We start from the raw sequence: 24,772 nt of genomic DNA, 5'->3' as shown, positions 1-24,772 counted from the left end.
TCTCACGTGTCGCGCGCCCGACGGTGACGCCACATGAGCCTGGTGTCGGCGTTCGTACCGATCTGGGTCCTCACCGCGATCGGCTGGGCGGCCTGTCGGTGGGGCCTGCTGGGCGAGGCGGCGGCGGTGGTGCTCGGCCGCTTCGTGTTCCACCTGGCGATGCCGTCCGCCCTGTTCCTGGCCCTGTCCCGCATGCCGCTCTCCGGGTTCGCCAACCGCTCGCTGCTCGCTTTCGCGGTGAGCACGGCCGCGGTCGTCGGGCTGGGGTGGGTCGGCGCGAGCCGGCTGTTCGATCGCGCGCCCGGCGAACGGCCGATCTGGGGCATGGCCGCCGGGTACGTGAACTCGGCGAACCTCGGCATCCCGATCGCCACGCAGGTTGTCGGCAGCGTGTCGTTCCTGGCGGAGGTGGTGCTGCTGCAGGTGCTGGTCGTGACGCCGGTGATCCTGGTCGTCCTGGACCGGCACAGCGACCCGGCCGGGCGGGTACGGGTCCGTCGTATCGCCTCCCTGCCGGTACGCAACCCGGTGATCCTGGCATCGCTGCTCGGCGTCGTGTGCTCGGCTGCCGACCTGCGCCTGCCGTCGGCGGCCGACGCGTCGCTCACCCTGCTGTCGGGCGCCGCGGTCCCGGCCGCCCTGGTCGCGCTCGGCGCGTCGCTGCACCGCCCGGCCGCGAGCCGAGCCGAGCCGGCCGAACCGGCCGAGCTGGCCGTGATCACCGCGCTGAAGCTCGTCGCCCAGCCGGTCATCGCGTACGCGGCCGGACTGGCCCTGCACCTGTCCGCGCCGCAGATGCTCGCCGTCGTGGTGTGCGCCGGCCTGCCGACGGCGCAGAACACGTTCATCTACAGCCAGGAGTACGGCGTCGGCGAGGCGGTGGCCAACCGGGCGGTGGTGGTGACCACGACGCTGTCGCTCGTCACCCTGGCCGCGGCGGCGTCACTGCTCGGATAGGTCCGTCAGCAGCCGTCCCGACGACGGAACCGACCCGACCGTGGCGACCGCCTTGCCCCGCGCCGGCCGGGACGGCAGGCTTGGCAGATGTCCGCGGGGAGGGCACACCGTCGTCTGCCGACCCTCCGGCGCACCGTGACGCACCCCGCTGTCTGGTCGGTGCCGGCGATGGCGCTGCTGGTGTTCGTGGCGATGCCGTTCAACGACGGGTTCTACAGTTTCTGGGTCAACTACGACGCGCAGGGTGACGCACAGCAGCATGAGCTGCTCCACACCACGCGCATCTTCCGATACACCTCCGGCGTCCTGTGTGGGCAGGCGTTGGCGTTACTGGCCGGCGCCGCCCTCGCCGTCCGGAACACGCAGGCGAGGGCGCTGGCGGCGGCGATCCCGCTCGCGGTGCTCCTGGCCGGGGTGGCCGTCGTGGTCGCGTACCCGCTCGCCCGGGGTCGCGAGGGCATCTTCTTCGCGACCGGGGCGCTCGACGAACCGGTCCTGGTGCGGGTCCTCCTGAGCGAGGTGGCCGCGTACCCGCTCTACGCCGCCGCCGGCGTCGGCCTCGGCACGCTGCTCGGGGGGCGCCTGCGGCGACCCGCGGCGCGCTGGCCGCTCGTGCTCCTGTTCCTGCTCGGCTGGTTCGTCGCCACCCTGACCGGGCTGCTGCAGGACGACCGGTTCGAGGCGCCGTCCGGGCTGTTGTGGGTCGTCCCGCCGATCGCGGCCGGCACGGCAGTCGCGTTGGCCGGACTGTCGACGGATGTCTGGGCCGTACCGCCCGTGGCGGTGGGCGACTGGGGGCGCGGCGCCGGCGCCGCGCTGCTGGTGAGCGCCGCCGCGTACGCCCTGGGGTTGAACCTGTTCGCCCGGGTCCGAACAGGGCCACGAGGTCGGCAGGCGGGGACGGTACTCTGCGGCCTCGTGAACGCCTTGCTGCGACGGTTCGTCGAGCTCGTCGAAGCCGACCTGACAGCCGCCGGCTTCGTCCGCCGAGGGCTGGTCTTCCGGCATTTCCACCCAGAGGGCAACGGGATTGCGCTCGACATCCAACGCACCGCCACGCTGGGGGGTGAGGTCGAGTTCTTCATCAATGTCGGGGTGCTGCTCGCACCGCACCTGCGGTACCTCTTCGGAAAGGACGATCCGCTCCGCGACGCGACACCGCACCACGGCGTCTGGCGTCATCGCCTGGTGGCGACCGACGACGGCGCGGCGATGCCCGACCACAGGTTCTCGCTGTCCGCCCAAGCCGACGTGGAACGTGCCGCCGCCGTCGTGCGGACCTGGCTGGCGCGGAACCTGCCCCGCATGGAGAGCTGGCTGGGCGACGTCGAGGCGATGCTCGCCGCCATCGAGGAGGACCGCGAACGAGCCGCCCAGGCCCGCGCCGAGCAACTCGCCTCCGGCCGGTGGCGGGCCGGCCGTTGGCCGGACGGGACGTGGAGCGGCGCCGTCATCCGCGCCTACGCGCACGCCGAACGCGGCGACGTGGAGGCAGTCGCGGCCGAGACCGCGAGCTGGCGCGTCGGCGGCCCCGACTCGTTGGCCGCCGACGCGCTGGCGATCGCCCACCGGCGTCGTGCCGATCGGCAGGGATGACCGTCGACGTCGGATGCGGGACCGCCCGCCGACGGCGATGATCCGTGCAGCTTCATTCAGGCGCCGCCCGAGGACCCTGCCGGCGTCACCCCGCATCCACCGTCGAGCGGCGATCGCGGTACGGGCGGACGCCTGTCAGTCGCGACGGCCGTCGCTCAGGTGCAGGTCGGCGGCGTGACGATGCTCGATTCTGCTTCACCGCCGTTCCTCGCGGTGAGGTCGCACCCGGACGGCGCTCCTTTCGCTGACCCACCGCCCCGATGGGTCACAGGCCGGTTCGCCCATCGATGCACTCGCGCAGAAGGTCGGCGTGGCCAGCGTGCCGCGCATACTCCTCGATCACATGAAGAAGTACGTCGCGCGTGGCGTGGCTGCCACCGTCGGCCGGTACCTCGCGGCCCAGGTCGGCCTCCTCAAGGGCGTCGAGCCATTCATCCGCCTTGGCGATCTCGGCCTTCCAGGTGGCGAAGGCGTCCTTCACCACCGCCGGGTCGGGGTCCGCGCCCCCGAAGTCCCAGTCTGGGTCGTCCTCGTGCTGGTAGAGGCACGGTGCGTCGGTCCGCCCTTGCAGCACACGCTGGAACCAGTGGTTCTCCATCTGAGCCAGATGGCGGACCAGGCCGAGCAAGCTCAGGGTGCTGGGCGGCACCGAGCGTCGACCGAGCTGCTCGGCGTCCAGTCCGTCGCACTTCATCTCTATGGTGAGACGGTAGTTGCCGAGGTACTCCCGGTAGGTCGCCTTCTCGCCGACGGGCTCACCGAAAGTCCTGGGATCGTCCCCGGGGGCGGTCCACAGTTTACTCACGGCGCCACCCCATCGTGAGCGGACCGCACCGGTCAAGCGAGTTGCGGTGCACCAACCTCGACAGCCGTTGAAGGAACCGATCGCCGCTCGCTCATCGCTGGAAGCGGCCTCGTCGTGCCGCGTGCGCCGGCGGAGCTTGATACTTCCTTCTGGAGGAAACACAGCAAAACATGATTCGCTGCCCAGTGAGGGCAACGCCGTGGCCACACCGAGGACCCGCCGAACAGGCTCACCGGACCGGGGCGAGGGTGGCGGCCAACACCCGCCAGTTGCCGTCCTCACGCACCCACAGCCGGGTGTAGAGCAGCCGCGCGGACACCACGGCACCGCCCTGAACCGCATCGACCACAGCGACCGTGCGGGTTACTCCGGTCTCACCGTCTTCCTGGACGTCGAGCGACTCCTCCACCAGGTTGGTGATGCGCAGGGCCCCCGAGCGGTAGCTCTCCAGGTCATCGTCCTTCGAGAAGATCGACCCGTCCGGTCCCGCAGCCACGACCCGGGGGTGTAGGAGCGCGTCGAGGGAATCGACATCGCCGCCGCGCTGAGCGGCTTGCAGCTGCCGTTCCGCAGCATGGAGACCCATCCACCGATCCTCTCCAGCGCCCCGCACCGGGACAAGGGGGTTCGCTCGCGGCAGAACGCCACCGCAACATGATCAAACACGGCGCGTTCGCCACCACGACGTGCGCGGCCGGTCGGCCGCCCGCCACCTGAGCGATTGAGCAGGTCACGGGCGGGGTAGTGGGCTTCCTCGCAGAAGATCGATCGGCGGCCGGTCCCGGTCCGCCCGGCGAGAGGACCACCACCGGTGCGGACATGGGGGCGCGGCGCCGTCGCGCGGTTGCGGGGCGACGGGATGACCGTGGTCGAGCTGACCAGCGCCGCGGTGGTCGCCTGGATCGTGGCGGCGGTGGTGATCCGGCACCCTGACCCGTTCTTCGCCCCGACCGCCGCGCTCGTCGTGCTCGGCGAGTCCCGCGGGCGACGGCTGCGGCAGACCGTCGAGATCCTGCTCGCCGTGGCCGCCGCCGTGCTCGCCGCGGAGCTGCTGGTGTACGCGCTGGGCCCCGGCACCGGCACGGTCCTGCTGGTGCTGGTGCTGACCACCACGACGCTCGTGGTCATCGGGGCCCGCCGTGCCCTGGTCGTGCAGGCCAGCGTCTCGGCCATGTACCTGGTCGTGGTCGCCGCGCCCAGCGGGACGCTGATGCCGTTCCGCTTCGTCGACGCGCTCATCGGCGGCGCGGTGGCGCTGGCCGCCAGCCAGGTGATGGCCGCCCGTGACCCGCTGGAGCCGCTGGTGGCGCAGGCCCGGCGCAGCTACACCGACCTGGCCGACCTGCTCGACCAGGTGAACGCGGCGCTGCGCAGCTGCGACGAGGACGCCGCCCGGGACGCGCTGGACCAGGCCCGGCAGGTGGACGACTGCGTCGCCCACCTGCAGTCCGCCGTGCTCGCCACCGGCGAGACGCTGCGGCTGGGACTGCGCCGCCGGCACCTGGGCAAGCTCGTCGAGGTGGAGGCGACGCTGCGGCAGCTCGACTACGCCGCCCGCAACATCCGGGTGCTGGCCCGGGCCGGCGTGACCCTGACCCGCCGGCACACCGCCACACCGCCGGAGCTGGCCGCCGCGATCAGCGCGCTGACCGCCGCCGTACGGTCGGCCGGGGAGGCTCTGGCCCGCGACCTCAGCGGCGCCGACGCGGACCGGCACGCGCAGCAGGCCGACGCGGCGGCCCTGGAGGCGGTCCGGATCGCCGCGGGCCTGCTGCGGACGGACCCGCCGCTGCCGGTCACCATGATCGTCGGACAGATCCGGGCAACCGCGATCGACCTGCTGCGCGGCGTCGGCCACGACGACACGACGGTGCTGGACCGGGTGGACGAGGCGCTCGGTCTGAGCCGGGCCTGACGCCCGGACGCTGGGTCAGGCTTCCCCGGAGCGATCCTCGGTGAGGGCACTAGACCATGCGGCGCCGCACCCGCCACGCCACCACCCCGATCAGGACCGCCGCGACGGCGACGAACAGGGCCGCCTCGATGAGCTGGAACGTCCAGAACCGGTCGGCCGGGTGGTAGACCCCGAACTGCTGGATGCCCCGCTCGTGCAGGAACTGGTTGAGGTTGGTGCCGGCCCGGTCGGCGGCGCCCTCCAGTTCGGCGTACTCGGTGCCGCTCAGCCTGCGCCCGGTCGCGTCCGCGTAGCCGTGGTCGATGGTCCAGTCGGCGAAGCTCGGCAGGTGCCCCGCCTGGTCCGCCGCGCCGCCGGCGGGGACCGGCTCCATGCTGGTCAGCGGCGTGGCGTACGCGGGACGGGCCAGCAGCGCCACCGACATCCGGGCGGCGAGGAACGCCCCGAACGCGACGCCGAACGCGGGCAGGCTGCGCCGCAGGATCGCCCCGGCGGCGGTGGCGACGCCGAACGCGAACAGCGCGTACGCCACCGGGACGAGTCCCTCCAGGTCGAAGGCGTCGTACTGGAACCGTCCTTCCCACGCGTCGAACGGCTGACGGAACCAGGTGAGCACCGCGGTGAACATCCCGGTGATCGTGACGGTGACGCCGGCCAGTGCCGCGAGCTTGGCCGCCAGCCAGCGCATCCGCGGGACGGCCTGCGTCCAGGCGAGCTGCCAGGTGCCGTCCTCCAGTTCGCGCGCGAGCAGCGGCGCGCCGAGGAACGCACCGATGACGACGGGGACCAGGTAGAAGGCGGCCAGGAGGTTCTCGACGTAGCCGTACTCCTCGTCGAGCCGGCGGAAGGACGCCGCGCAGGCGTCGTTGCCACCGACCTGTCCCGCACAGCGGGCGGCACCGCCGGGGAACAGGTCGTGGGCCTGCGTCCCGAGCACGAGCAGGGCGACGCCGAACACGCCGGCGAGCAGACCCAGGACGCAGACCTCGGTCCGGTGCTGGCGCCAGATCAACCACGTCACGCCGCCACCCCCGACGTGACCGCGGCGCTCGGCTCGGCCGGCCGGCGCAGGTACGCCAGCACGAGGTCCTCCAGCGCGACCGGTCGGGCCTGCCACCCCGGCGCGGCCGGGAGCCCGCCGTCGCGTACCAGCAGGGTGGTGTGCCGGTCGCTGTGGACGGCCTCCACGACGGCCCCGGCCCGGTCGAGGTCGGTGGCCGTGCGCGGGCCGACGAGCAGCCGGTGCTCGGCGAGGAGGGTGTCGATGTCACCGGTGAGGGTGACCCGGCCCTGGTTGAGCACGACCAGGTGGTCGCAGACGCGCTCCAGCTCGTGCACGACGTGGGAGGAGAACAGGACGGTCACCCCGCCTTCGGCCACCGCGCCCATGAGGACCTGGAGGAACTCGTGCCGGGCCAGCGGGTCGAGGCTGGCCACCGGCTCGTCGAGGACGAGCAGGTCCGGGCGCTTCGCCAGGGCCAGGGCCAACGCGACCTGGGCCTGCTGCCCGCCGGAGAGCGTGCCGGCCCGGCGGTCGAGCGGGATGCCCAGCTTCGCCAGCCGGCGCTCGGCCAGCCCCTGGTCGAACCGCAGGTTGCAGGCCCGGCCGAAGCGAAGCAGCTCGGCGACGGTGAAGCGCTTGTACAGCGGATGGTCCTGGGCCAGGAACCCGACCCGGGACAGCGTCTGCGGGGTCTGGCGGTGACGTCGTGGCCGAGGACCTCCACCGTGCCGGTGCTCGGCGCCAGCAACCCGACGACCAGGCGCAGCAGCGTGGTCTTGCCCGCGCCGTTCGGCCCGACCAGGGCGATCACGCCGCCCGCCGGCAGGGCAAGGGTGCAGTCGCGCAGTGCCCAGCCCTTCCGGTAGCGCTTGCCCACGCCGGCGGTGCGCAGCGCGAACCCGGTCGCTGTCACGCCACGTCCTCATTCCTCGTCTGCTGGTGGACGGAGGCGAAGATCGCGTTGACCGCCTGTTCGTCGAGGCCGGCCGCGTAGGCGCGGCGCAGCCAGGCCGCCAGGCCGCGGCGCAACGACGTGTACGTCGACGCGGGCATCGCGGCGGACTGCTGCTCGTTGACGAACGTGCCCTGGCCGGGCCGGCCGGTGACCAGGTTCTCCTGCTCCATCTGCCGGTAGGCCTTGGCGACGGTGTTCGGATTGATCGCCAGGTCCTCGACCACCTCGCGGATGAGCGGGAGGCGGTCACCGGGTTGGAGGAAGCCCAGCAGCACCGCCTGGCGGACCTGCTGGACGAGTTGCAGATACGGCGGCACCCCGGAGTGGGTGTCGAGCCGGAAGACGAACACGGAAGCCCCCTACTGCTTTACTAGCACCATAGTAAAGCAGTAAATGGCCGGTCAAGAACGCCGACATGCCCGCGTAGCGGCCCAGGAGCACCGAGACCGCGGCGCACACCACGAGGTGATCGGCGGATGCTGTCCGCCGGCCGGGTCGGCAGGCCATACCCTTGACCATGAGCACGGCATCCTCCGGCACGTCAGACGCTCGGGCTCGACCGGTCCGCGCTCGTTGCTCGACTCGAAAGGCACGCCCATGCCCGGCACCACCGCACCCGTCACGTACCTCATCGTGGACGGGGAGAACATCGATGCCACTCTCGGCAACAGTGTTCTGGAGCGCCGGCCGGCCCCGGCGGAGCGACCCCGGTGGGAGCGTCTGCGGGACTTCGCGCGGGACACGTGGCAGCAGCCGGTGAAGGCGCTGTTCTTCCTCAACGCCTCGGGCGGCGGTCTGCCGATGCCGTTCGTCCGGGCCCTCCTGAGCCTGGAATACCGGCCGATTCCGCTCGCCGGATCCTCGGATCAGAAGGTGGTGGACATCGGCATCCAGCGGACGTTGGAGGCCATCGCCCGGCGCCCGGGCAACGTGATGCTGGCCAGCCACGACGGCGACTTCCTGCCACAGATGGACGATCTCCTCCGCAGTGATCACCAGGTCGGGATCGTCGGGTTCAAGGAGTTCCTCAACGCCGGCTTCGCCGACCTGCCGGGCCTGCAGGTGTTCGACATCGAGGAGGACGCGGGCTGCTTCACCAACGTCCTTCCCCGGGTACGCATCATCGACCTGGAAAGCTTCGACCCCGAGCGCTTCCTGTAGGCCGACAGCATCCGCGGACCCCTGACGGCTTACGCGCATTTGATACAGAAGCGGGCGAACGGCCGGGCGGCGAGCCGTTCCTCGCCGATCGGCTGCCCACACCGTTCGCAGACGCCGTAGGTCGCCGCGTCCACCCGACGCAGCGCGTCGTCGACGTCGGCGATCCGCTTCCGCGCCCCGGCCAGCAGCGCGGTCAACTGGGCGCGTTCGAAGCCGATGGTGGCGCCCTCCGGGTCGTGCTCGTCGTCGGCATTCGAATCCCGCGACGCCAGGAACAGCGCCTGCAGATCCTGGGCCAGCGTCGCCGCCTCGGCCTCCGCCCTCGCGCGCAGCCGCAGCAGTTCATCCCGGACCATCCGGGCAGCCTAACGGCCGCCCGCCCGCACGTCGTCGGCGTCGGTGTCGGTGAGCAGGCGGGTGGCCAGGGCGCGTACCTCGTCCCTGAGTTCCTGCGGTCGGTCGATCGTGAACGGCCAGCCGAGCCCGGCGAGCATCTGCGCCGCCCCGTCGAGCCGTTCGGCCCGGGTGGTGAGGCGCACTCCGCCGGGCACCTCGGTCAGCGCGCCGACCGACGGCGGGATCCGTCGCCGCGCCTCCTCCAGGCTGGTGTGCAGGACCACGGAGATGTCGTGCGCGTACGGCACGGCCGCCATACCGGTGAGGACCTGCGTGGTGGGATCGAAGCCGGCCGGGACGTCGAACCTGCCCTGGGTGGGGCGGACCGTCCCGATCCGGTCGAGCCGGAACGTCCGCACGGCCCCACGGTGGTGGTCGTGACCGGTGACGTACCACCGGCCGGCGTGGAAGACCAGCCCGTACGGGTCGAGCTGCCGCTCGCCGGACCGGCCGCGCCAGCTGGTGTAGGTGATGCTCACCGGTTGCTGGTGTCGGGCCGCTTCGGCGAGCACCAGCAGCACCTCGATGCCGGGCGGGGCGGACCTGCGGATCGGTGCGGTGAAGTCCACGGTGCCCAGCAGCGAATCGATCCGCCGGGCGAGGACGGCCGGCAGCACCCGGCGGATCTTCGCGGTCGCGCTCTCGGCGGCCGCGCCCTCCGTGGTGACCAGCCCCGCCCGGGTGGCGGCGACGAGCCCGAGCATGACGGCGACCGCCTCCTCGTCGGTGAGCATCAGGGGCGGCAGCTTGTATCCGGGCGCGAGCCGGTACCCGCCGTAGCGACCGCGCCGGGCCTCGACCGGGACGCCGAGGTCGGCGAGGTGCGCGGCGTAGCGGCGGACCGTGCGCTCGTCGACGCCCAGCCGACCGGCCAGGTCAGCGACGGTGAAGCCGCCACCCGCCTGGAGGATCTCCAGCAGCGCGAGCACCCGCGCGGTGGGCCGGGCCAAAGTTCGACTCCTCATCCGGGCGGAATCTGTCCGGTATTGATCGTAGCGTGGCACGCATGACGACATTCGTACTGGTTCCCGGGTTCTGGCTCGGCGCGTGGGCCTGGCGCCCGGTCGCCGCCGCCCTGCGTGGGCAGGGCCACGAGGTGTATCCGCTGAGCCTGACCGGCCTGGGCGAGCGCGCCCACCTGGCCCGCCCGGACACCGACCTCGACGTCCACGTCACCGACGTGGTCAACCTGCTGCGCTACGAGGACCTGCACGACGTGGTCCTCGTCGGGCACAGCTATGCCGGCGCGGTGGTGACGACCGCCGCCGCCGACCGCATGACCGACCGCATCGCCCAACTGGTCTTCGTCGACACCGGCCCGCTACCCGACGGGGCGGCGAACGACGACTTCAACCCACCCCAGGAGCGTGACCGCAACGCGGCGCTGGTCGCCGAGCACGGCGACGGCTGGCGGCTGCCACCCCCGCCGTGGGCCCAACTGGCGGCGGCAGCAGGTGTCGACGACTCGGTCGTCGCGCTGCTCGACGAGCGGTCGGTGGCCCAACCGTGGGCGACCGCCACCAGCCCGGTGCGGCTCACCGGGGCGTGGGAGAAGCTGCCCCGCCTCGGCGTGCTGTCGAGCTTCAGCGCCGAGCAGGCACGCGGGATGGCCGCCACCGTGCCGCTGTGCCGGCACATGGCCGGCGACTCGTGGCGGTACGAGGAACTGCCGACGTGGCACTGGCCGATGCTCAGCCGACCGGCCGAGCTGGCCCAGATCCTGCACGACGCCAGGCCGACGGCATAGCCTGCGCGTGTCGTCCCCCAGAAGGTTGCGGCCCGTGGCCACGAGACCCGGCGGCGGGTTCGTGGCCACGGGCACGTGGGTGGGTCAGCCGCTGACGAGCTTGCTGGCGTACTGCGGGTTGGTGTAGTCCCGCCAGGCGGCGATCTTCCCGTCCCGGATCTCGTAGATCGCCATGTTCATCACCGGCGCCAGTGGAACACCACGTCGGGGTGCAGGTACGGGGCGAGGCGGTCGGCGTCTCTGGTGTTGAACGCCTCGACGAACTCACGAACGAGGGTGTCCTTGTTCGGTGCCATGTCGGGTTCCTTCACGTGGTGGGGTGGGTGGCGCCGTTGAACACCGGCGGGGCGTAGCCGGCGGGCTTGTCGCCGATACCGAGGCCGGGGCTCACCACCCAGGACTGGTACTGCGCGGTGAACATGCCGTACGGCATCCCCAGGTCCGGAGCGCTGGCCTCGTCGAGCCGGCGGCGGGCGTCGGCCGGGATCTCGAAGTCGAGCGCGCCGAGGTTGCTGGCGAGCTGTTCGGGGCTGCTCGCCCCGATGATCACCGAGGCGACGGCGGGCTGGGTGGCCACCCAGTTGATCGCCACCTGCGCCATGCTGCGGCCCAGGTCGGCCGCCACGCTCTCCAGGGCGTCGATAACCCGCCAGTCGCTCGGGCTGATCGCCCGGCCCACGGCGTCGGGGTTGGTCAACCGGCCCGTCCCGCTCACGCCCTCGTGGGTCCGTCGGTACCTTCCGCTGAGCAGGCCGCCACCGATCGGGCTCCATGCGGTGAGCCCCATGCCCAGGGTCTGCGACATCGACACGAACTCCGCCTCGATGCCCCGGCTGACCAGGGAGTACGGAAGCTGTACGTTGATCATCGGGGCCAGGCCGTGCGCCTCGGCGTAGCTCTGCGCCCGGGCCGCGTACCAGGCCGGCACGTCGGAAAGCCCGGCGTACCGGATCTTGCCGGAGCGCACCAGGTCGTCGAGGGTGTGCACGACCTCCTCGACCGGGGTGATGCGGTCCCACGTGTGCAGCAGGTACAGGTCGATGTAGTCGGTGCCGAGCCGGCGCAGTGACGCCTCCACCGCCCGCATGAGGTGCTTCCGCCCGTTTCCGCTGGCGTTGGGGTCGCTCGGGTCGACGGTGTTGGTGGCCTTGCTGGTGAGCACGAGCCGTTCGCGGACGCCGGCCCGGTCGATCAGGCGGCCGAGGATCTTCTCGCTCTCCCCGGCGGTGTAGAAGTCCGCCGTGTCGATGAGATTCCCGCCCGCCTCGAGATACCGGCGGAAGATCGGCTCCGCCTCCTCCTCGGTCCGGCCGTACGCGGCGTGGAACCCGCCGACGCCGAAGTTCATGGTGCCCAACGCCAGCCGACTCACCCGCAGGCCGGACCGCCCGAGCAGGTAGTAGTGGTTCATCGTCGCGTCCTCCCGATCATCTGTCGGCCCCGTGCGAGCCGCGTGTCGCAGACCTTTGCTCGCCAAAAATGGACCTGCAAGTCCAGAAACCGAGCTAGGGTCGGACCGCAGACCCAGATCAGGAGGTCCCATGACACGGGCGTTGACCCGCAAGGGCGAGGCGACCCGGGCCCGCATCGTCGCCGGCGCGGCCGCCGAGATCCGGGAGCGCGGCGTCGACGAGGTACGCCTCGAAGACGTGATGGCCCACACCGGCACCAGCAAGGGGCAGCTCTTCCACTACTTCCCGGACGGGAAGGAGGAGCTACTGCTCGCGGTGGCGCAGCACGAGGCCGACCAGGTCCTCACCGACCAGGAGCCGATGCTGAGCAACCTAACGAGTTGGCCGGCCTGGCTCGCCTGGCGTGACAGGCTCATCGAGCGGTACCAGGCACAGGGGGTGAAGTGCCCCCTCAACGGTCTGCTCGGCCAGACCGGCCGGCGGGCACCCGGCGCGCAGGCGATCGTGACGGGGCTCATGTGGCGCTGGCAGAAGGCGATCACCGACGGCATCCGGCACATGCAGTCGACCGGCGACATCGCCCCGGACCTCGACGCCGACCGGTCCGCCGCAGCGCTGCTCGCCGGCATCCAGGGCGGCGTACTGCTGCTGCTCAACACCGGGAAGACCGACCACCTCGAAGCCGCCCTCGACCTCACCATCGAACGCCTACGCGCCGGCGCACCCGCCAACTGAGGGTCTGGCGGAGAAGCCCGTTGCTGGTAGTCACGGTGACGTGCTTGCTACCTACCTATCGATGACAGGAGGTACTGGGATCGAACCAGTGACCTCTTCGGTGCGAACTCTCGGCGAGCCGATCGGAGCGGTCTCGACGCGAGGTCACACGGCCTGCTGACGCGCCTCTCGGCTCGGTTCGGCTGGCACGGTTGCTGTACTTCACTGCTGTACTTCTTTTCCGCCCGTAGCGCTGCTCAGCGACCCCGAGCGTGGCAGCGAGCTTGGCGATCGTGGCCGGGGCGCGCGGGTTCGCGGGCAGCCTCGGCAAGAATGTCCCGGGCGACAGGCCGGTGCGTGATCTCAGCCGGTGCGGTGCGCTCGCCCTCGGTCGGTTCAGAAATGATCTATTCGGTCACCCGATCCAGCTCAGCCCGGTAACTCCTGACCGCTTCCGGCTCTTGATCAAAATACCGCTCCCAAAAGCCAGGCCGCGAGACGAAATCCGGACCGATCGACAATGAGCCGTTAGCGCCTACAACAACCCAGTTATCGGGTATCGCGTCGTTGACGATTTCGAACATTTCAGAGTCCCACAATGCAGGAGTGAGCAGCTCCCTGCCAAGAAGCCTATATTCCGTCCTACCAGTCCTTGAGATCTCAATACAGAAGACTCGGTATAGCTCTCCTACAGCAATAGATGGGTGACTGTCTACAACCTGCCGGCTAGCAGGGCTAATAATTTTCGAGCATCTAACGATCATAACTCACCTCGCCACATTATAGACGATCTTTGCGTCTATAGAATAATTGGTGGCACCAGTTACCGGATTGTGATAGAAGTGCACCTGGAACGGACCGTCCAGGCTGTCATAAGTTTGGCTGGTATACTTTCCCCAATCTGATATGTCGCTTCCATCTGCCGTTAAAGCCTCGATCACCTTCGGGTTATTCAGCTTGTCGCCGCCAATGATTCGTCGACTTCCGGCGATGACATCAGGGTGAAGCTTACCGGCACCCTTGAAGATCGCAAAGGCACCCTGACGCTTAAGCTGATCCGCGAGTCGTACGCCGTTTGCAGCATTATCCGCCCGACTTGCCGCCCGGCTGACGTCCTCAATCCCATCCGCAGCCGCCTTGAACTCCTTGAACGCCTTACCTAGAGGCACGACGGCGGCGATGCCAATGAGCGCTGCACCCCAATGACCCTGTTGCGCGTCATCCGCCGCCAGCCCAACGGCACAAGGAGCACCAACATACGGAACCCAACTGCAAGCTTCAGCATCGGAGCGAAGCTGCTGGTGGGCAATCTGGCCACAGGTCCTCGGCAGGGATTCACAGAACTGGCGATGGGCGTCCTTCAGCTCCGGGCCTCCGTCACCCCAAGCGCTCGGAGAAGGCCTAGAGCCAGGCCTAACGCGCCCACCACCAGAGCCAACGTTCGGAGAGGGCGCAGGACCGGGACGTTGCGGACGAGCGGCGGAAGGCGTCCTAGGCGGACCTTCGCACGCGTTAACTGACCCCATGCAAGGAGGAACATAATTGCCGCCTCCATCGTTAATCCATATCAGCCCCGTCGGGTCACTGAATGTAACCGGCGAGTTGTTGGAGTACGCGTATCCGTTCCATTGCTGAGGATCGGTCGCACTCATCAACGGATCGACGCTTATGAAGCGGCCGGTGGAGGAATCGTATTCCCGGGCGCCAAGTCGAATCAAGCCAGTTCTCGCATTTACGGGTTTGTTCAGGAAGCCATGGTTGTCGGGAGACGCGACAGCCACACCTCGGTATTTCCCATAGGGGGCGTACTGCCGCCACGTTGGAAGTTGGGCGGTGTTATTCAAATAAAGGGTGGGGGTTCCCTGCGTATCAGCAAGGGCGAAGGTGTAGCTGATGCCGGTGCCGGTGCGGAGAGCGGTGCCGCCGCCCGGAAATGGGTAGGAGCGAACCCCGGCGACAACTTGCGTGGTGGTGTTAAGGGTGTGTTGTTGACCGTTGGGCAGGTAGAGGGTGACGCTGCCGGGGTCCTTCTGGAGTAGCAAGTTGCCGGCCGCGTCATACAGGCTGTTGCTGGTGCCAGAAGCGTTGGCGATGGAGGTAAGTTGCCCGGCGTTGTTCCAAGTGAGGGTTTGACTTCCGTTGTCGGCGTTGCGGGTGATCATGTTTCCGGCCGTGTCGTAGCCGTAGGTGGCGGAGCCGGTGGTAGAGCCGGTGGTGGAGGTGGAGGTCAGGGTATGGGGTTGGCCGGTGTTGTTGCCGTTGTAGGTGTAGTTAGTAGTGGAGTCAGTCGGGCCGGTGAGGTTGTGTTGGGTTTCGCCACTGCGGTTGCCCAGGCTGTCGAAGGTCCAACTGGTCCAGTAGGCGCTGTTGCCGCCGATGGTGTTGCCGACCATGGTGTGGTTGGCGGTGGTTGGCGCGACGGTGCAGTTGTCGGTAGCGGTCCAGGCTTCGGTGAGGCGGCGTAGCTGGTCGTAGGTGTAGCACTGCGTTTCGGCCGCGGCACCGTCGAGGCGGGTGCTGATGTGGCGGGTGACGTTGCCGACGAGGTCGTAGTCGTAGTTCTGCTTGTCGACGTCGCCAGGGTTGGTGGGTGTGCGGGTCACCAGTTGCTGCTTGAGGCGGCCGGTGTGTTCGTCGTAGGTGTTGATGATAGATGCCTGGTTAGGGGCAGAGCCGAGGGTTTGACTGTTGATTCGGCCGTAGGCGTCTTGGGTGACGGCATTGAGGTAGCCGTTGAGGCCGCCGAAATGGTCAACCTGGTCGAAGGCGTCGTAGCCGTACAGGACCGTTTCGCTCGGCAGGCCGCCCTTGTTTGGATAGATGGTCTTAAGCGGGAGCCCACTGTTGGGGGTGTAGATGTGAGTGAAGACGTAATCCCCGGCGAGGCCGCCCTCGGTCGGAGGGACGGTGACCGTCTGCCCAGTGGGTGCGCCGAAAGCGTTGAATCCCTTGACCTGGGTGGTGTAGGGCTGGCCGTTCCAGAAGGCGGTGGCGGTGGTGAGCTGCCCCTTCGGGTTGGTCATGTTGGCGACGGCGCTGTTGGAGTTGTCGTAGAACAGGGCGGTGAGCTGGTTGCTGGCCGACTGGGCCGTGATGGCGGCGGCGTAGCTTGCGGTTTTGCGGTTGAGCGCGTCGTAGGTGTACGAGACGGTTTTGCTGCGTGAGTCGGTGGACTCGGTGAGGTTGCCGTTGCCGTCGTAGGTCATGCCGGTTGTCTCGCCGGCGTCGGGGTCGTCTTTGCTGGTGATCTGGCCGAGCAGGTTGTACTGGGAGGTCCATGGGTTGCCGGCGTTGTCGGTGAGGGTGGACTGGTTGCCGTGGCCGTCGTAGCCGTAGGTCGAGGTGAGAGCGGTCCCGCCGGTGGTGGTGAAGGTGCCGGTGAAGGTGTCGCTGGGTGTGTTGAGTGTCGGCCGGCTGGTGTACTCGAGGAGTTGGCTCTTGCGGCCGAGCGGGTCGGTCACGGTGGTGGTGGCGGTGCCGCCGAGGGGCGGGACGACGGTGGTGCGGTCGCCGTTGTAGACGGTGGTGGTGCTGGAGACGACGAGGTTGTCCTTGGCCTGCTTCACGATGACGGGGCGGCCGAGGCCGTCGTAGGTGGTGAAGGTCTGGCTGGGCACCGTGGAGGGAAGCCCGGGGGCGGTGACCGGGTTGTCGATGGTGGGCGTGGCCTTTGGGTCCCACCAGCCGTTGTAGGTGCCCTCTGTCCAGCCCCGAGTGTCGTAGAACGTATCGGTGATCAGCCGCCCGCCCTGCGAGGTCGCGGCTTGGGTCTGCCGCGGGCGCAGTTGCGCATCGTAGATGACGATCGACTTGAGGTAGCCGTTGAAGTCGTTGGCCCGCTCGGTGGTGGTGGCGGTGATCCCGGTCTTCGAGATGTCGTAGGTGAACTTGTAGTTCGCCGGTGCGGTGGTGGCGCGGCCGTTGAGCCAGACGGCGGTCACTCGGCCGAGGGCGTCGTACTTCTGGTTGGTGGCGATGGTGTTGACGTCGGTGGTGGTGAGGGCCAGTCCTCGGCGTGGGCTGATCGTCGTGGTTTGGCTGTGGCCGAGCGGCTTGGCGACGGTGGTTGCTGTGGTGAGGCCGACGGTGTTTTCGGTGTAGGTGGTGGTGGTCTTGTTGCCGTTGCCGTCGTAGGTGTCCTTCGCCCGGCCGTAGCTGTCGTAGGTGGCCCGTGCGGTGGTCTGCCACGTGTAGGCGCCGCCGGTGTAGTCGGCTGCGGTTCGGGTCATGGTTACGTTGCCCGCGCTGGGGGTGGTCTGCGGGAACGTGGTCGACCAGGAGGTGTCGTCGTAGAAGGTGCGGGTGCGGGAGACCACCTTCGCCGGCCGGGGTACCGTGGTTGGCGCGCTCAGGGTGTTGAGGCTTCCGGGTTCGGAGGCGGGCGTCCCCGCGGTGTAGCCGGCGCAGGCCACGGACACGGTCTCGGTGTCGCTGATCAGTCCGACAAGGTTCTTGCTCGTGTTCTTCGGCGCGTAACTGTTGGTGGTGCACTGGTCGTATGCGGTGTTGGCGGGAACCGTGTGGCTGTAGGTGGCCTTGACCAGTCCGAAGGTGGGTGAAGTGACGGTCGCGTCATAGCTGGTGTCGATCTGGGTGACCCGCCAGGTGGTCGATCCGCCCGAGGTGATGGCTTGCCTGTTCTGCACGAGGACGGGGGCGGCCCAGTTCGCGGTCAGGTCCGGCAGCCCGGCCCGGGTGCGGGTGGCCGAGGACGCGGACACCCAGTAGGCGCTGATGGTGGAGTTGTCGACCGCGCCGCCCTCACCCACGTACTGGCTGTTCTCCAATGGCTGGCCGGCGAGTTGGTCGATGTCCTCGTGGGTGCCGCCGGTGGAGTCGGTGAGGGTGACGACCGCGCCGCCGTTGTTGCGGGACATTCCTCGGTGGTAGAGCGTGGTGGATTTGGTGCGCCGGTCGTTGACGCCGTCGCCGGTGAAGGTGTGCACGGTGCCGTATCCGCGGAACTGGCCGTAGGTGCGGTGCTTGGGCTTGATCAGTTCGTTGTCGTCGTAGTGCCATGCCAGATCGCCGGGGTAGGCGTAGCTGGTGAACGTGCCAGCGGATCCGCCGGTCGGGTCGGTGGCGCTGACACGGGTGACGGCGTACTTGTTGAACCAGTCGAGGATCGGGGCGGTGAGACCGTCCGGCGTCCACCGGACCGGGTAGCAGGAGGTCGTGTTGGTCGCCGGGTTCAGGGTGACCGGGGTGGCACAGGGTTTGGTCCGCTCGTAGGAGACGGTGATGACCGAGCCGGTCTCGGTGGTGATGGACTCGAGTCGGTGTCGGTTGAACACCGGGTAGCCGTCGGTGAGTGCGACGCGGTTCTGCAGCCGGATGCTGCCGAAGGACACGGGGGGCAGGGATATGGGTGCGATCGAGCCGCCTGCGGTTGTGTCGTGTCCGGTGCGGGTGATCGAGTCCAACCACAGAGTGGCTGAGGTGCCGTCTTCGGGATCCGGCATGGTGTGGTTCAGGGTGTAGGAGTCGACAGGCATGTGCTGGGCGCTGCCCGTGTCGTACTGCTTGGTGGTGATCGAGGCGAGGCGGACGGTGGAGAAGAACGACGGGCTCCACGAGGAGCAGGTGGCGCCGGAGGCGCAGATCAGGTCGTATGGTACGTCGAGCCAGTTCGCCTTGGTTGAGGCGTTGAGCGGGGTGCAGGTGCCTGACAGGCACCGGTCGTCGACGTTGAATACGACCTGGTTCGGGACGGTGCCGTAGGCGTTGCCGGCGGTGAAGCCGTAGTCGATGCGCTCGAGGTAGCTGTCCCGGACGTAGGAGTCCATGGTCGCGCCCTGGTTACGGCCGTAGAAGTTGGTGGCCTGCTTGTAGTAGTAGGCCATGGCGTTGCCGTGGACGTCGGTGACGTAGTCCAGGTTCCACCGGCGTGCCATGGTGCACACCGATGAGGTGAACCCGGCGGACTTGTAGCACGGTCCGGACGGGTGCGGTGAGTAGACCGGGACGGTGTCGACCGACTTCGTGGTGGGCTTGTTCGAGGTCCAGCCCGGGAGTTGGTTGCGGCCGAACTCGTAGACGGTGCCGTCGCGAGTGGTCAGGCGCCAGTAGTCGGTGTCGTGGGTGCCGGATCCGTTGTTGGTGTTCATCTCATGGGTGATGACCTCGCCGTTGTCGGAGGTCGGCTTCCACACCCGCTTGCCGGCGTCCCACACCAGCGCGAACGTGGAGCCGTTCAGCGACATGTTGAGGATCGGGCCGTCGTAGCAGAGGTCCTTGGTCTTCTTCGGGGAAGTGATGCCTTCCGGGTCGTCGTCGCAGGAGATGAACGACTGCTCGACGTAGGACTGCGGTGTGGACCAGCCGTCACCGACCCAGGAGGCTTGGGCCTGAGTGGAGGCGGTCTGCCCGTCGACGCTGCTGGAGTTGTACGACAGGGCCACATCCGGCGCCAACCCGGTGGCTGCCGGGGGCACGGTGACGGGGTAGCTGTAGGTGAACGCGCCGGAGCTACCGCCTCCGCTCCACGACCCGGACGGCTTCAAGTCGCTGGCCGCGTAGGTGCCCGCACCGTTAGCGGTGGTGCCCGATGCCGCCGCCGCGGCCAGCACCATCGGCGCCGCCGCGCCCGCCGTGCGGTCGCTGGAGGAGGCACCGGTCAGGGTGACCTCCGCCGACACTGTGCGCGCCTGCGCATCGTTGGTCGACTCCAGCGGCGTGGTGGCCCGGCAAGAGGCCAACTGGGGTGTCGTGAGCGCACAGGCCGGCAGCCGCACCAGCTTCAGTCGGGATCCGTAGTTGCCGCCGTACGCCTCGGCGAAGCCGGCGTAATCCACACCGACGCGAGCCTTGCCCGATCCCTGCCCCTGCGGATACACGGCCAGCAGCACACCGGCGACGCCCGCCCGCTGTGCTGCAGCCTGGTCCAGCACCCGCACGTCCGCCTTCGGCGGCCCCGCGTAGCGGCCCCCCGCGGTGGCCGGGCGCACCCACACCGGAGCACCCCCAGCGCGTGCGGCGGTCGAGGGGACCCCGCTCGATGCGGACAGCGTCACCGAAGCCGTGGAGGCAGCAGGCCACCGTGTTGCGGTGGGCCTGTAGCTGCTCTTGGCCGCGTTCCGCGGGGTGGTGAAGTGCGACGGGATCGGCTTGACACCGTTGACGGCGCGTCCCGGGAACGGCTTCGGTGGCGCGGTCGGCTGCTGTGCGGCGGCGTAGGCGGGCACCGACGACCCAGCGATGACGCAGGTCATCGTGACGCACAGAGCAAGAACTCCGCGCAGTCGTCTGCGTGCCTGCCCGCGCTGAAGACTCGGCACAGTCATCGCCACCTCACTCGGTCAAGGGAATCGCCGGACGTCCATGGCTGAGACGTCCGCACGGACTCTCGCACGCAAGGTCAACTCCCCATCGACCCCAAAGATCACGATGAGGTAACGATGGCCTCCTCCAGGTTTGGACAAAGGGACATCGCCCATCGGGAACGAGGCAATTCACCTCGATCAACTGGTTCCCCCGCCGCCGTGACGACGCCTAAGGTCGGCCTCCGACAAGCACAGGATCCCGACGGGGAACAAAGGCGGTTGACTGAATGCGTACGAATCCTGGCCGCACCGCGCGCGCACGCGCGATATCGGTGCTGGCCGCAGCTGGCCTGCTGATGACGACGGCGGCCACACCGGCGGCAGCCGATGAGCCGCCCTTTCTGGCTCCACCACAGCCGCTGACATCAGGGCGGGTGACGGTCGACCAGGCCGTGGCGCAGGCCCGCGCATCGGGCAAGCCGGTGGAGGCGACGGGTGCGGCTACGGCGACGGACACCGTGATCGGCAACCCGGACGGGACGGTCACCGCCAGCCGTTCGGCCCTGCCGCAGCGCAAGCGGGTCGGTGAGACGTGGCAACCCCTGGATGCGACGTTGGTGCGCAACGGCGACGGCACCTGGTCCTCGGCCGTCGGCTACGGCCAGGTACGGCTGTCCGGAGGGGGGAGCGGCCCGCTGGCGACCATCGGCGACTCAGGCCTGTCGATGTCGCTGACGGCTCCCATGCAGTTGCCCGAACCGACCGTGTCCGGGCCGACCGCCACCTACGCGAACGTGTTGCCCGATGTAGATCTGCAGGTAACCGCGGATGCTCGGGGCGCGTTCTCCGAGGTCTTCGTCGTCCACACACCCAAAGCAGCTGCCAACCCGGCCCTCGCTAACTTGTCGATGGGCACGAGGACCACTGGTATCACCCTGTCGACGGACGGCGCCGGAAATATCACCGGCACCGACCGTAGCCGGCAGGTCGTCCTGACCGCTCCGGCGCCACTGATGTGGGATTCCACCACCTCGGCCCCGTCGTCGACCAGCAAGACGGCGGTCGCGGCAAGCCGTGGGGGTAGCCGTGCCACGTCGACCAGCGCCGGGCCCGCACCGACCGCGCGGACCGCGCGGATCCGCACCGCCCTCACCCGCGGCAAGATCCGCCTGACCCCGGACAAGAAGCTGCTCACCGGACCGAAGACTGTCTACCCGGTGTTCATCGACCCTACGTTCACCTGGTCGTCGTCCGGCTCGGACAATGATGGCTGGACGACAGTTGCCAAGCAGTACCCGAGCACGAACTACTGGAAGAAGACACCGGACCCGTACGGGCGTATGCAGGTCGGCAACGCCGGGTCGATCCTGTCCCGCACGTTCATCAACTTTCCGATCGCCACCTCGGTGTTGGCGGGGGCGACCATCAACACCGCCACGCTTAAGATCACCGAAACGTACGCCTACTCGTGTGACGCCCGTAGGGTCGACCTCTACGCTCCCGCCACGACGCTGAAGGCGTCGAACGCCACCTGGGACTACTGGAGTGGGCAGAGCCTCGGTTCCGTGATTACCCACCAGAGTGTGGCCCACGGCTACAACTCGTCCTGCCCCGCCAAGGGCGTCTCCTTCGACGTCAAGAGCACCATCCAGGCCAACGTGTCAGCTGGCAAGAAGCTGCAGACGTTCGCGCTGCGCGCCTACGACGAAACCGACACCTACAGCTGGAAAGAGTTCCTCGAGACAAGCCCTACCCTGGCCATCACCTACAACCACAAGCCGAACAAACCCTCCGGCCTGACGACCTCCCCCGCTACCTCCTGCACAACCGTCGTCACCATCGGCGACGGCAACGTGACGCTGTACGCGCCGGTGTCCGACCGCAACGGCGGCGTGCTCGGCGTCCGGTTCGAGCTGTGGAAGACCAGCTCCCCCGGGACCATCCTCGTCACTTCCGACCCCAACCTGTTGACCTACGGCTCCGGGTCCACCGCCGTCCGCAAGGTCAGTGTGGATACGCTGCGTGCCGCGGCGGGCGGAGCCATCACCCAGTTCTCCTGGCGCGCCCAGGCCACCGACTTCAACCAGACCAGCGACTGGTCGAGCACCTGCAGCTTCAAGTTCGACCCCACCCGCACCGGTGCGCCGGACCTGCCCACCCCAGCCGAGGGCAGCACCCAGATCGGCAAGTCGTTCCCCATCACGATCTCGCCGCCGACGACCGGAACGACGCCGAGTGGTTACCTGTACCAGCTCAACGCCGGCCCGCCGAGCAACCTGCCCGCCACCAACGGCAGCCTCACGATCAACATCACCCCGACCCGCTTCACCAACTCGCTGACCGTGACGAGCCTGTCCCCGGGTGGCAACATCGGCGACAACGCTGTGGTCACCTTCAACTCTGCACCAGCCGCCTTCGCCGCCGACGGTGACTTCACCGGAGACGGCAACGCCGACCTGGTCACCGCCGGCGCCAAGAACGGTCTCCCACCCGGCCTGTGGCTCGGCGCCGGGGCCGGCAACGCCGGCGTCAACCGGATCGGCACCAACATCGGCGCCAAGGGCAACGGCGTGTTTCTCACCGGACGCCCCAGCGACTTCAACGGCGCGCAGATCCTGCCCGGACGCTTCGCTGGCCAAGGATTGCAGGACGTCCTCGCCTACTACCCCACCGGCGCCCACGCCGGGGAAGCGGTCATCCTGCGGGGCAACGGTGACGGCTCCACCATCCAGGCACAACTCGACGGCACATACGCCGGCATCAACGCCGGCACATTCGTCGACAACCAAGCCCTCAACCCGCTGCAACTGGCCAACGCCGGACACCGCAGCGGCCTCGCCTACCCTGACCTGATCGGCATCGCCGGCGACGCCAACGGCTACTACCTGAACTACTACCCCAACTCCGACGGCATCGGCGGCTACGGCCAGGTCGACACCCTCGCCGCCCAGACCACCCCCACCGGCGGCTACGACTGGAACACCTGGACCATCACCTCCGCCCAGACACAGGCCGGCACCGACCTGTTCCTCTGGCAGGCCACCACCGGAAAGCTCTACCTCTGGAACAACCTGACCTACGACAACGACGGCACCACCTACACCCTCCACTACACCCAGCACCTGCTGAACAACAGCTGGAACACGGGTAAGGCCCTGACCCTGCAGGGCAGTGACATCGACGGCGACGGCACCGGGGACCTCTGGAGCATCGACGCGTCCGCGACGGTGACACCATGGCTCGTCACCGGCATCACCACCGACGTCGGGGTGATTACCGCCTCCACCAACCGCGCGGTGATCACCGCCGATCACGCCTGGCCGTTCAACAACGCCGACGGCGGACCTGTCAGCGGCACCAACGTCGCCAGCGATGACGTCAGCACCCTGCCCGCGACAGGAACGGGCAACGCCGCGTGGAACAGCGGCGACGTGTTCAGCCCCAATGTTTCCCTCGACGGCACCAACAGCACCCTCGCCACGGCCGGTCCGGCGGTGCTTACCAACGCCGACTACACCGTCAACGTCTGGGTCAAACCCACCGCCACCGGCGGCACCGTCATCTCACAGGACGGCGTCAACACCGCAGGATTCAGGCTCTGGGCCGAGGCCTCCGACGCCAGCTGGCGAGTCGGCATGCCGCGCACCGACGCCACCACCGCCACCTGGGACACCGCCGCGGCGGCAGCAGCGAGCGTGCAGCTCGGCGTTTGGACCCGCCTCACCGTCTCCTACCAGAGCACATCGGGACGACTCGGCCTCTACGTCAACGACGTCAACGTCGCCACCGCCGTCCACCCCAGCGGATGGAATGCCACCGGCCCACTGCGCATCGGCGCGCACAAGAACGGAACAAGCAGCTACACCGGCTACCTCCAGGGCCAGGTCAGCGAGACCCTCGCCTGGAAGAGCAACGTCAGTCCCGCTCAACCCATCCCCGCCGGCCCCCGACGCGACTTCAACAGCGACGGCTACCCGGATGTCATGGCCCGATACAGCCCGAACAAGAACATCTTCCTCTACAAGGGCAACGGCGCCATGTTCAACCCCAGTTACACCACCATCGGCGCCGCCTGGTCAGGATTCGACATCATCTTCTCTCCCGGCGACTTCGACGGCGACGGCATCACCGACGTCATCGCCCGTTACACCCCCACCAAGGAGCTTTACCTCTACCGAGGCACCGGTAGAGGTAACTTCCAGACCGGGTACACGATCATCACCTCCAGCATGGCCGCCTTCGACACCATCTTCTCCCCCGGCGACTTCGACAGCGACGGAGATGCCGACATCATCGCCCGCAACAGCACCACCAAAGAGCTCTACCTCTACCAGGGCATCGGAGACGGACGAGTCCAAAGCGGCTACACCGTCATCAGCTCCAGCTTCGCCGCCTTCGACAAGATCTTCTCCCCGGGCGACTTCGACGGCGACGGTCACCCGGACATCATCGCCCGCATCAACACCACCAAGGACCTCTACCTCTACCGAGGAAGCGGCAGCGGTCGCATCCTGTCCGGGTACACCATCGTCGGCTCGAACTGGAGCAGCTTCAACCACATCTTCTCCGTCGGAGACTTCAACATGGACGGCAACACCGACGTGATCGGCCGCTACAGTCCCACTGGCGACCTCTACCTCTACCAAGGCAACGGCACCGGCCGGTTCAAACCCAGCTACACCATCATCGGATCCAACTGGTCAGCATTCGACCTCATCTTCTAACTGAACGTTCGGGGGGCGGCGCATCAAGCGAAGCCCGCCCCCCGAATACCTTGCAACCGGCTGCAGGAGGCAACGCGGTCCGTACGCTCTGCACCGCAGAAGCCCTTGGTGGGCGATTGCCCTCG

17 protein-coding genes and 1 pseudogene are annotated in these 24,772 nt (G+C 68.6%); 7 read left to right on the top strand and 11 right to left on the bottom strand.

What is annotated here, in order from left to right:
- The first annotated feature begins 33 nt into the window (after nt 1-33).
- Together O7600_RS28020 and O7600_RS28015 are read left to right on the top strand one after the other, a co-directional pair.
- Nucleotides 34-957: an AEC family transporter gene (locus tag O7600_RS28020; RefSeq protein WP_281591368.1), complete on the top strand. Its 924-nt coding sequence runs from the start codon at nt 34-36 to the stop codon at nt 955-957.
- 135 nt (nt 958-1,092) lie between these two features.
- On the top strand, nt 1,093-2,553 hold the full coding sequence (locus O7600_RS28015) for a hypothetical protein (RefSeq protein WP_281591367.1): 1,461 nt from the start codon (nt 1,093-1,095) through the stop codon (nt 2,551-2,553).
- Between the two features lie 265 nt (nt 2,554-2,818).
- Here the strand turns inward: O7600_RS28015 and O7600_RS28010 are convergent, their stop codons facing one another.
- Together O7600_RS28010 and O7600_RS28005 are read right to left on the bottom strand one after the other, a co-directional pair.
- Complete coding sequence (locus O7600_RS28010) at nt 2,819-3,358, bottom strand: DinB family protein (protein WP_253866601.1); 540 nt, start codon at nt 3,356-3,358, stop codon at nt 2,819-2,821.
- A 229-nt stretch (nt 3,359-3,587) separates the two neighbouring features.
- A complete protein-coding gene (locus tag O7600_RS28005; RefSeq protein WP_281591366.1) occupies nt 3,588-3,944 on the bottom strand; it encodes a nuclear transport factor 2 family protein in 357 nt (118 codons plus the stop codon).
- A 225-nt stretch (nt 3,945-4,169) separates the two neighbouring features.
- Between O7600_RS28005 and O7600_RS28000 the strand changes: the two genes are divergently transcribed.
- Nucleotides 4,170-5,273, top strand: coding sequence for an FUSC family protein (locus tag O7600_RS28000; RefSeq protein ID WP_281591364.1), 1,104 nt, complete (start codon nt 4,170-4,172; stop codon nt 5,271-5,273).
- A 49-nt stretch (nt 5,274-5,322) separates the two neighbouring features.
- Here the strand turns inward: O7600_RS28000 and O7600_RS27995 are convergent, their stop codons facing one another.
- From O7600_RS27995 to O7600_RS27985, 3 genes and pseudogenes are all read right to left on the bottom strand, one after another.
- Nucleotides 5,323-6,294, bottom strand: coding sequence for an ABC transporter permease subunit (locus tag O7600_RS27995; RefSeq protein WP_281591363.1), 972 nt, complete (start codon nt 6,292-6,294; stop codon nt 5,323-5,325).
- Nucleotides 6,291-7,189, bottom strand: a pseudogene (locus O7600_RS27990) (ABC transporter ATP-binding protein). The gene O7600_RS27995 and the pseudogene O7600_RS27990 overlap by 4 nt, the downstream one beginning before the upstream one ends.
- Nucleotides 7,186-7,581, bottom strand: a complete 396-nt coding sequence (locus O7600_RS27985) for a GntR family transcriptional regulator (protein WP_281591362.1) — start codon at nt 7,579-7,581, stop codon at nt 7,186-7,188. The pseudogene O7600_RS27990 and the gene O7600_RS27985 overlap by 4 nt, the downstream one beginning before the upstream one ends.
- 247 nt (nt 7,582-7,828) lie before the next feature.
- Here O7600_RS27985 and O7600_RS27980 point away from each other — a divergent pair, with 247 nt between their 5' ends.
- Nucleotides 7,829-8,392, top strand: a complete 564-nt coding sequence (locus O7600_RS27980; RefSeq protein ID WP_281591361.1) for an NYN domain-containing protein — start codon at nt 7,829-7,831, stop codon at nt 8,390-8,392.
- 29 nt (nt 8,393-8,421) lie between these two features.
- Here O7600_RS27980 and O7600_RS27975 read toward each other — a convergent pair whose 3' ends face one another.
- Nucleotides 8,422-8,748: a TraR/DksA C4-type zinc finger protein gene (locus O7600_RS27975; protein ID WP_091579045.1), complete on the bottom strand. Its 327-nt coding sequence runs from the start codon at nt 8,746-8,748 to the stop codon at nt 8,422-8,424.
- 9 nt (nt 8,749-8,757) lie between these two features.
- Nucleotides 8,758-9,738 carry a YafY family protein gene (locus O7600_RS27970; protein ID WP_281594291.1) on the bottom strand — a complete coding sequence of 327 codons (981 nt, stop codon included), beginning with the start codon at nt 9,736-9,738 and terminating at the stop codon, nt 8,758-8,760.
- Nucleotides 9,739-9,794: 56 nt separating this feature from the next.
- Between O7600_RS27970 and O7600_RS27965 the strand changes: the two genes are divergently transcribed.
- Nucleotides 9,795-10,535 (top strand): alpha/beta fold hydrolase, encoded by a 741-nt coding sequence (locus O7600_RS27965; RefSeq protein ID WP_281591360.1) that lies wholly within the window; start codon nt 9,795-9,797, stop codon nt 10,533-10,535.
- A gap of 84 nt (nt 10,536-10,619) precedes the next feature.
- Here the strand turns inward: O7600_RS27965 and O7600_RS27960 are convergent, their stop codons facing one another.
- The 3 genes from O7600_RS27960 to O7600_RS27950 are packed head-to-tail and all read right to left on the bottom strand — an operon-like array spanning nt 10,620 to nt 11,946.
- Nucleotides 10,620-10,709, bottom strand: a complete 90-nt coding sequence (locus O7600_RS27960; RefSeq protein ID WP_281591359.1) for a limonene-1,2-epoxide hydrolase family protein — start codon at nt 10,707-10,709, stop codon at nt 10,620-10,622.
- A gap of 5 nt (nt 10,710-10,714) precedes the next feature.
- Nucleotides 10,715-10,831 carry a nuclear transport factor 2 family protein gene (locus O7600_RS27955; RefSeq protein ID WP_281591358.1) on the bottom strand — a complete coding sequence of 39 codons (117 nt, stop codon included), beginning with the start codon at nt 10,829-10,831 and terminating at the stop codon, nt 10,715-10,717.
- Nucleotides 10,832-10,842: 11 nt separating this feature from the next.
- Entirely contained in the window at nt 10,843-11,946 is a 1,104-nt protein-coding gene (locus tag O7600_RS27950; RefSeq protein WP_281591357.1) for an aldo/keto reductase, read from the bottom strand.
- Nucleotides 11,947-12,076: 130 nt separating this feature from the next.
- On the opposite strand from O7600_RS27950, the gene O7600_RS27945 reads away from it, so the two are divergent.
- On the top strand, nt 12,077-12,682 hold the full coding sequence (locus O7600_RS27945; protein ID WP_281591356.1) for a TetR/AcrR family transcriptional regulator: 606 nt from the start codon (nt 12,077-12,079) through the stop codon (nt 12,680-12,682).
- A gap of 746 nt (nt 12,683-13,428) precedes the next feature.
- On the opposite strand, the gene O7600_RS27940 is transcribed toward O7600_RS27945, so the two are convergent.
- A complete protein-coding gene (locus tag O7600_RS27940) occupies nt 13,429-19,944 on the bottom strand; it encodes an RHS repeat-associated core domain-containing protein (RefSeq protein WP_281591355.1) in 6,516 nt (2,171 codons plus the stop codon).
- 266 nt (nt 19,945-20,210) lie between these two features.
- Here O7600_RS27940 and O7600_RS27935 point away from each other — a divergent pair, with 266 nt between their 5' ends.
- Nucleotides 20,211-24,647 (top strand): FG-GAP-like repeat-containing protein, encoded by a 4,437-nt coding sequence (locus O7600_RS27935; protein WP_281591354.1) that lies wholly within the window; start codon nt 20,211-20,213, stop codon nt 24,645-24,647.
- Nucleotides 24,648-24,772: the final 125 nt, after the last annotated feature.

This window comes from Micromonospora sp. WMMA1998 (assembly GCF_027497375.1).
GTDB lineage: Bacteria > Actinomycetota > Actinomycetes > Mycobacteriales > Micromonosporaceae > Micromonospora > Micromonospora sediminicola.
The sequence above is the reverse complement of the archived record's forward strand: the minus strand, read 5'-3'. Positions and strand labels throughout refer to the sequence as shown.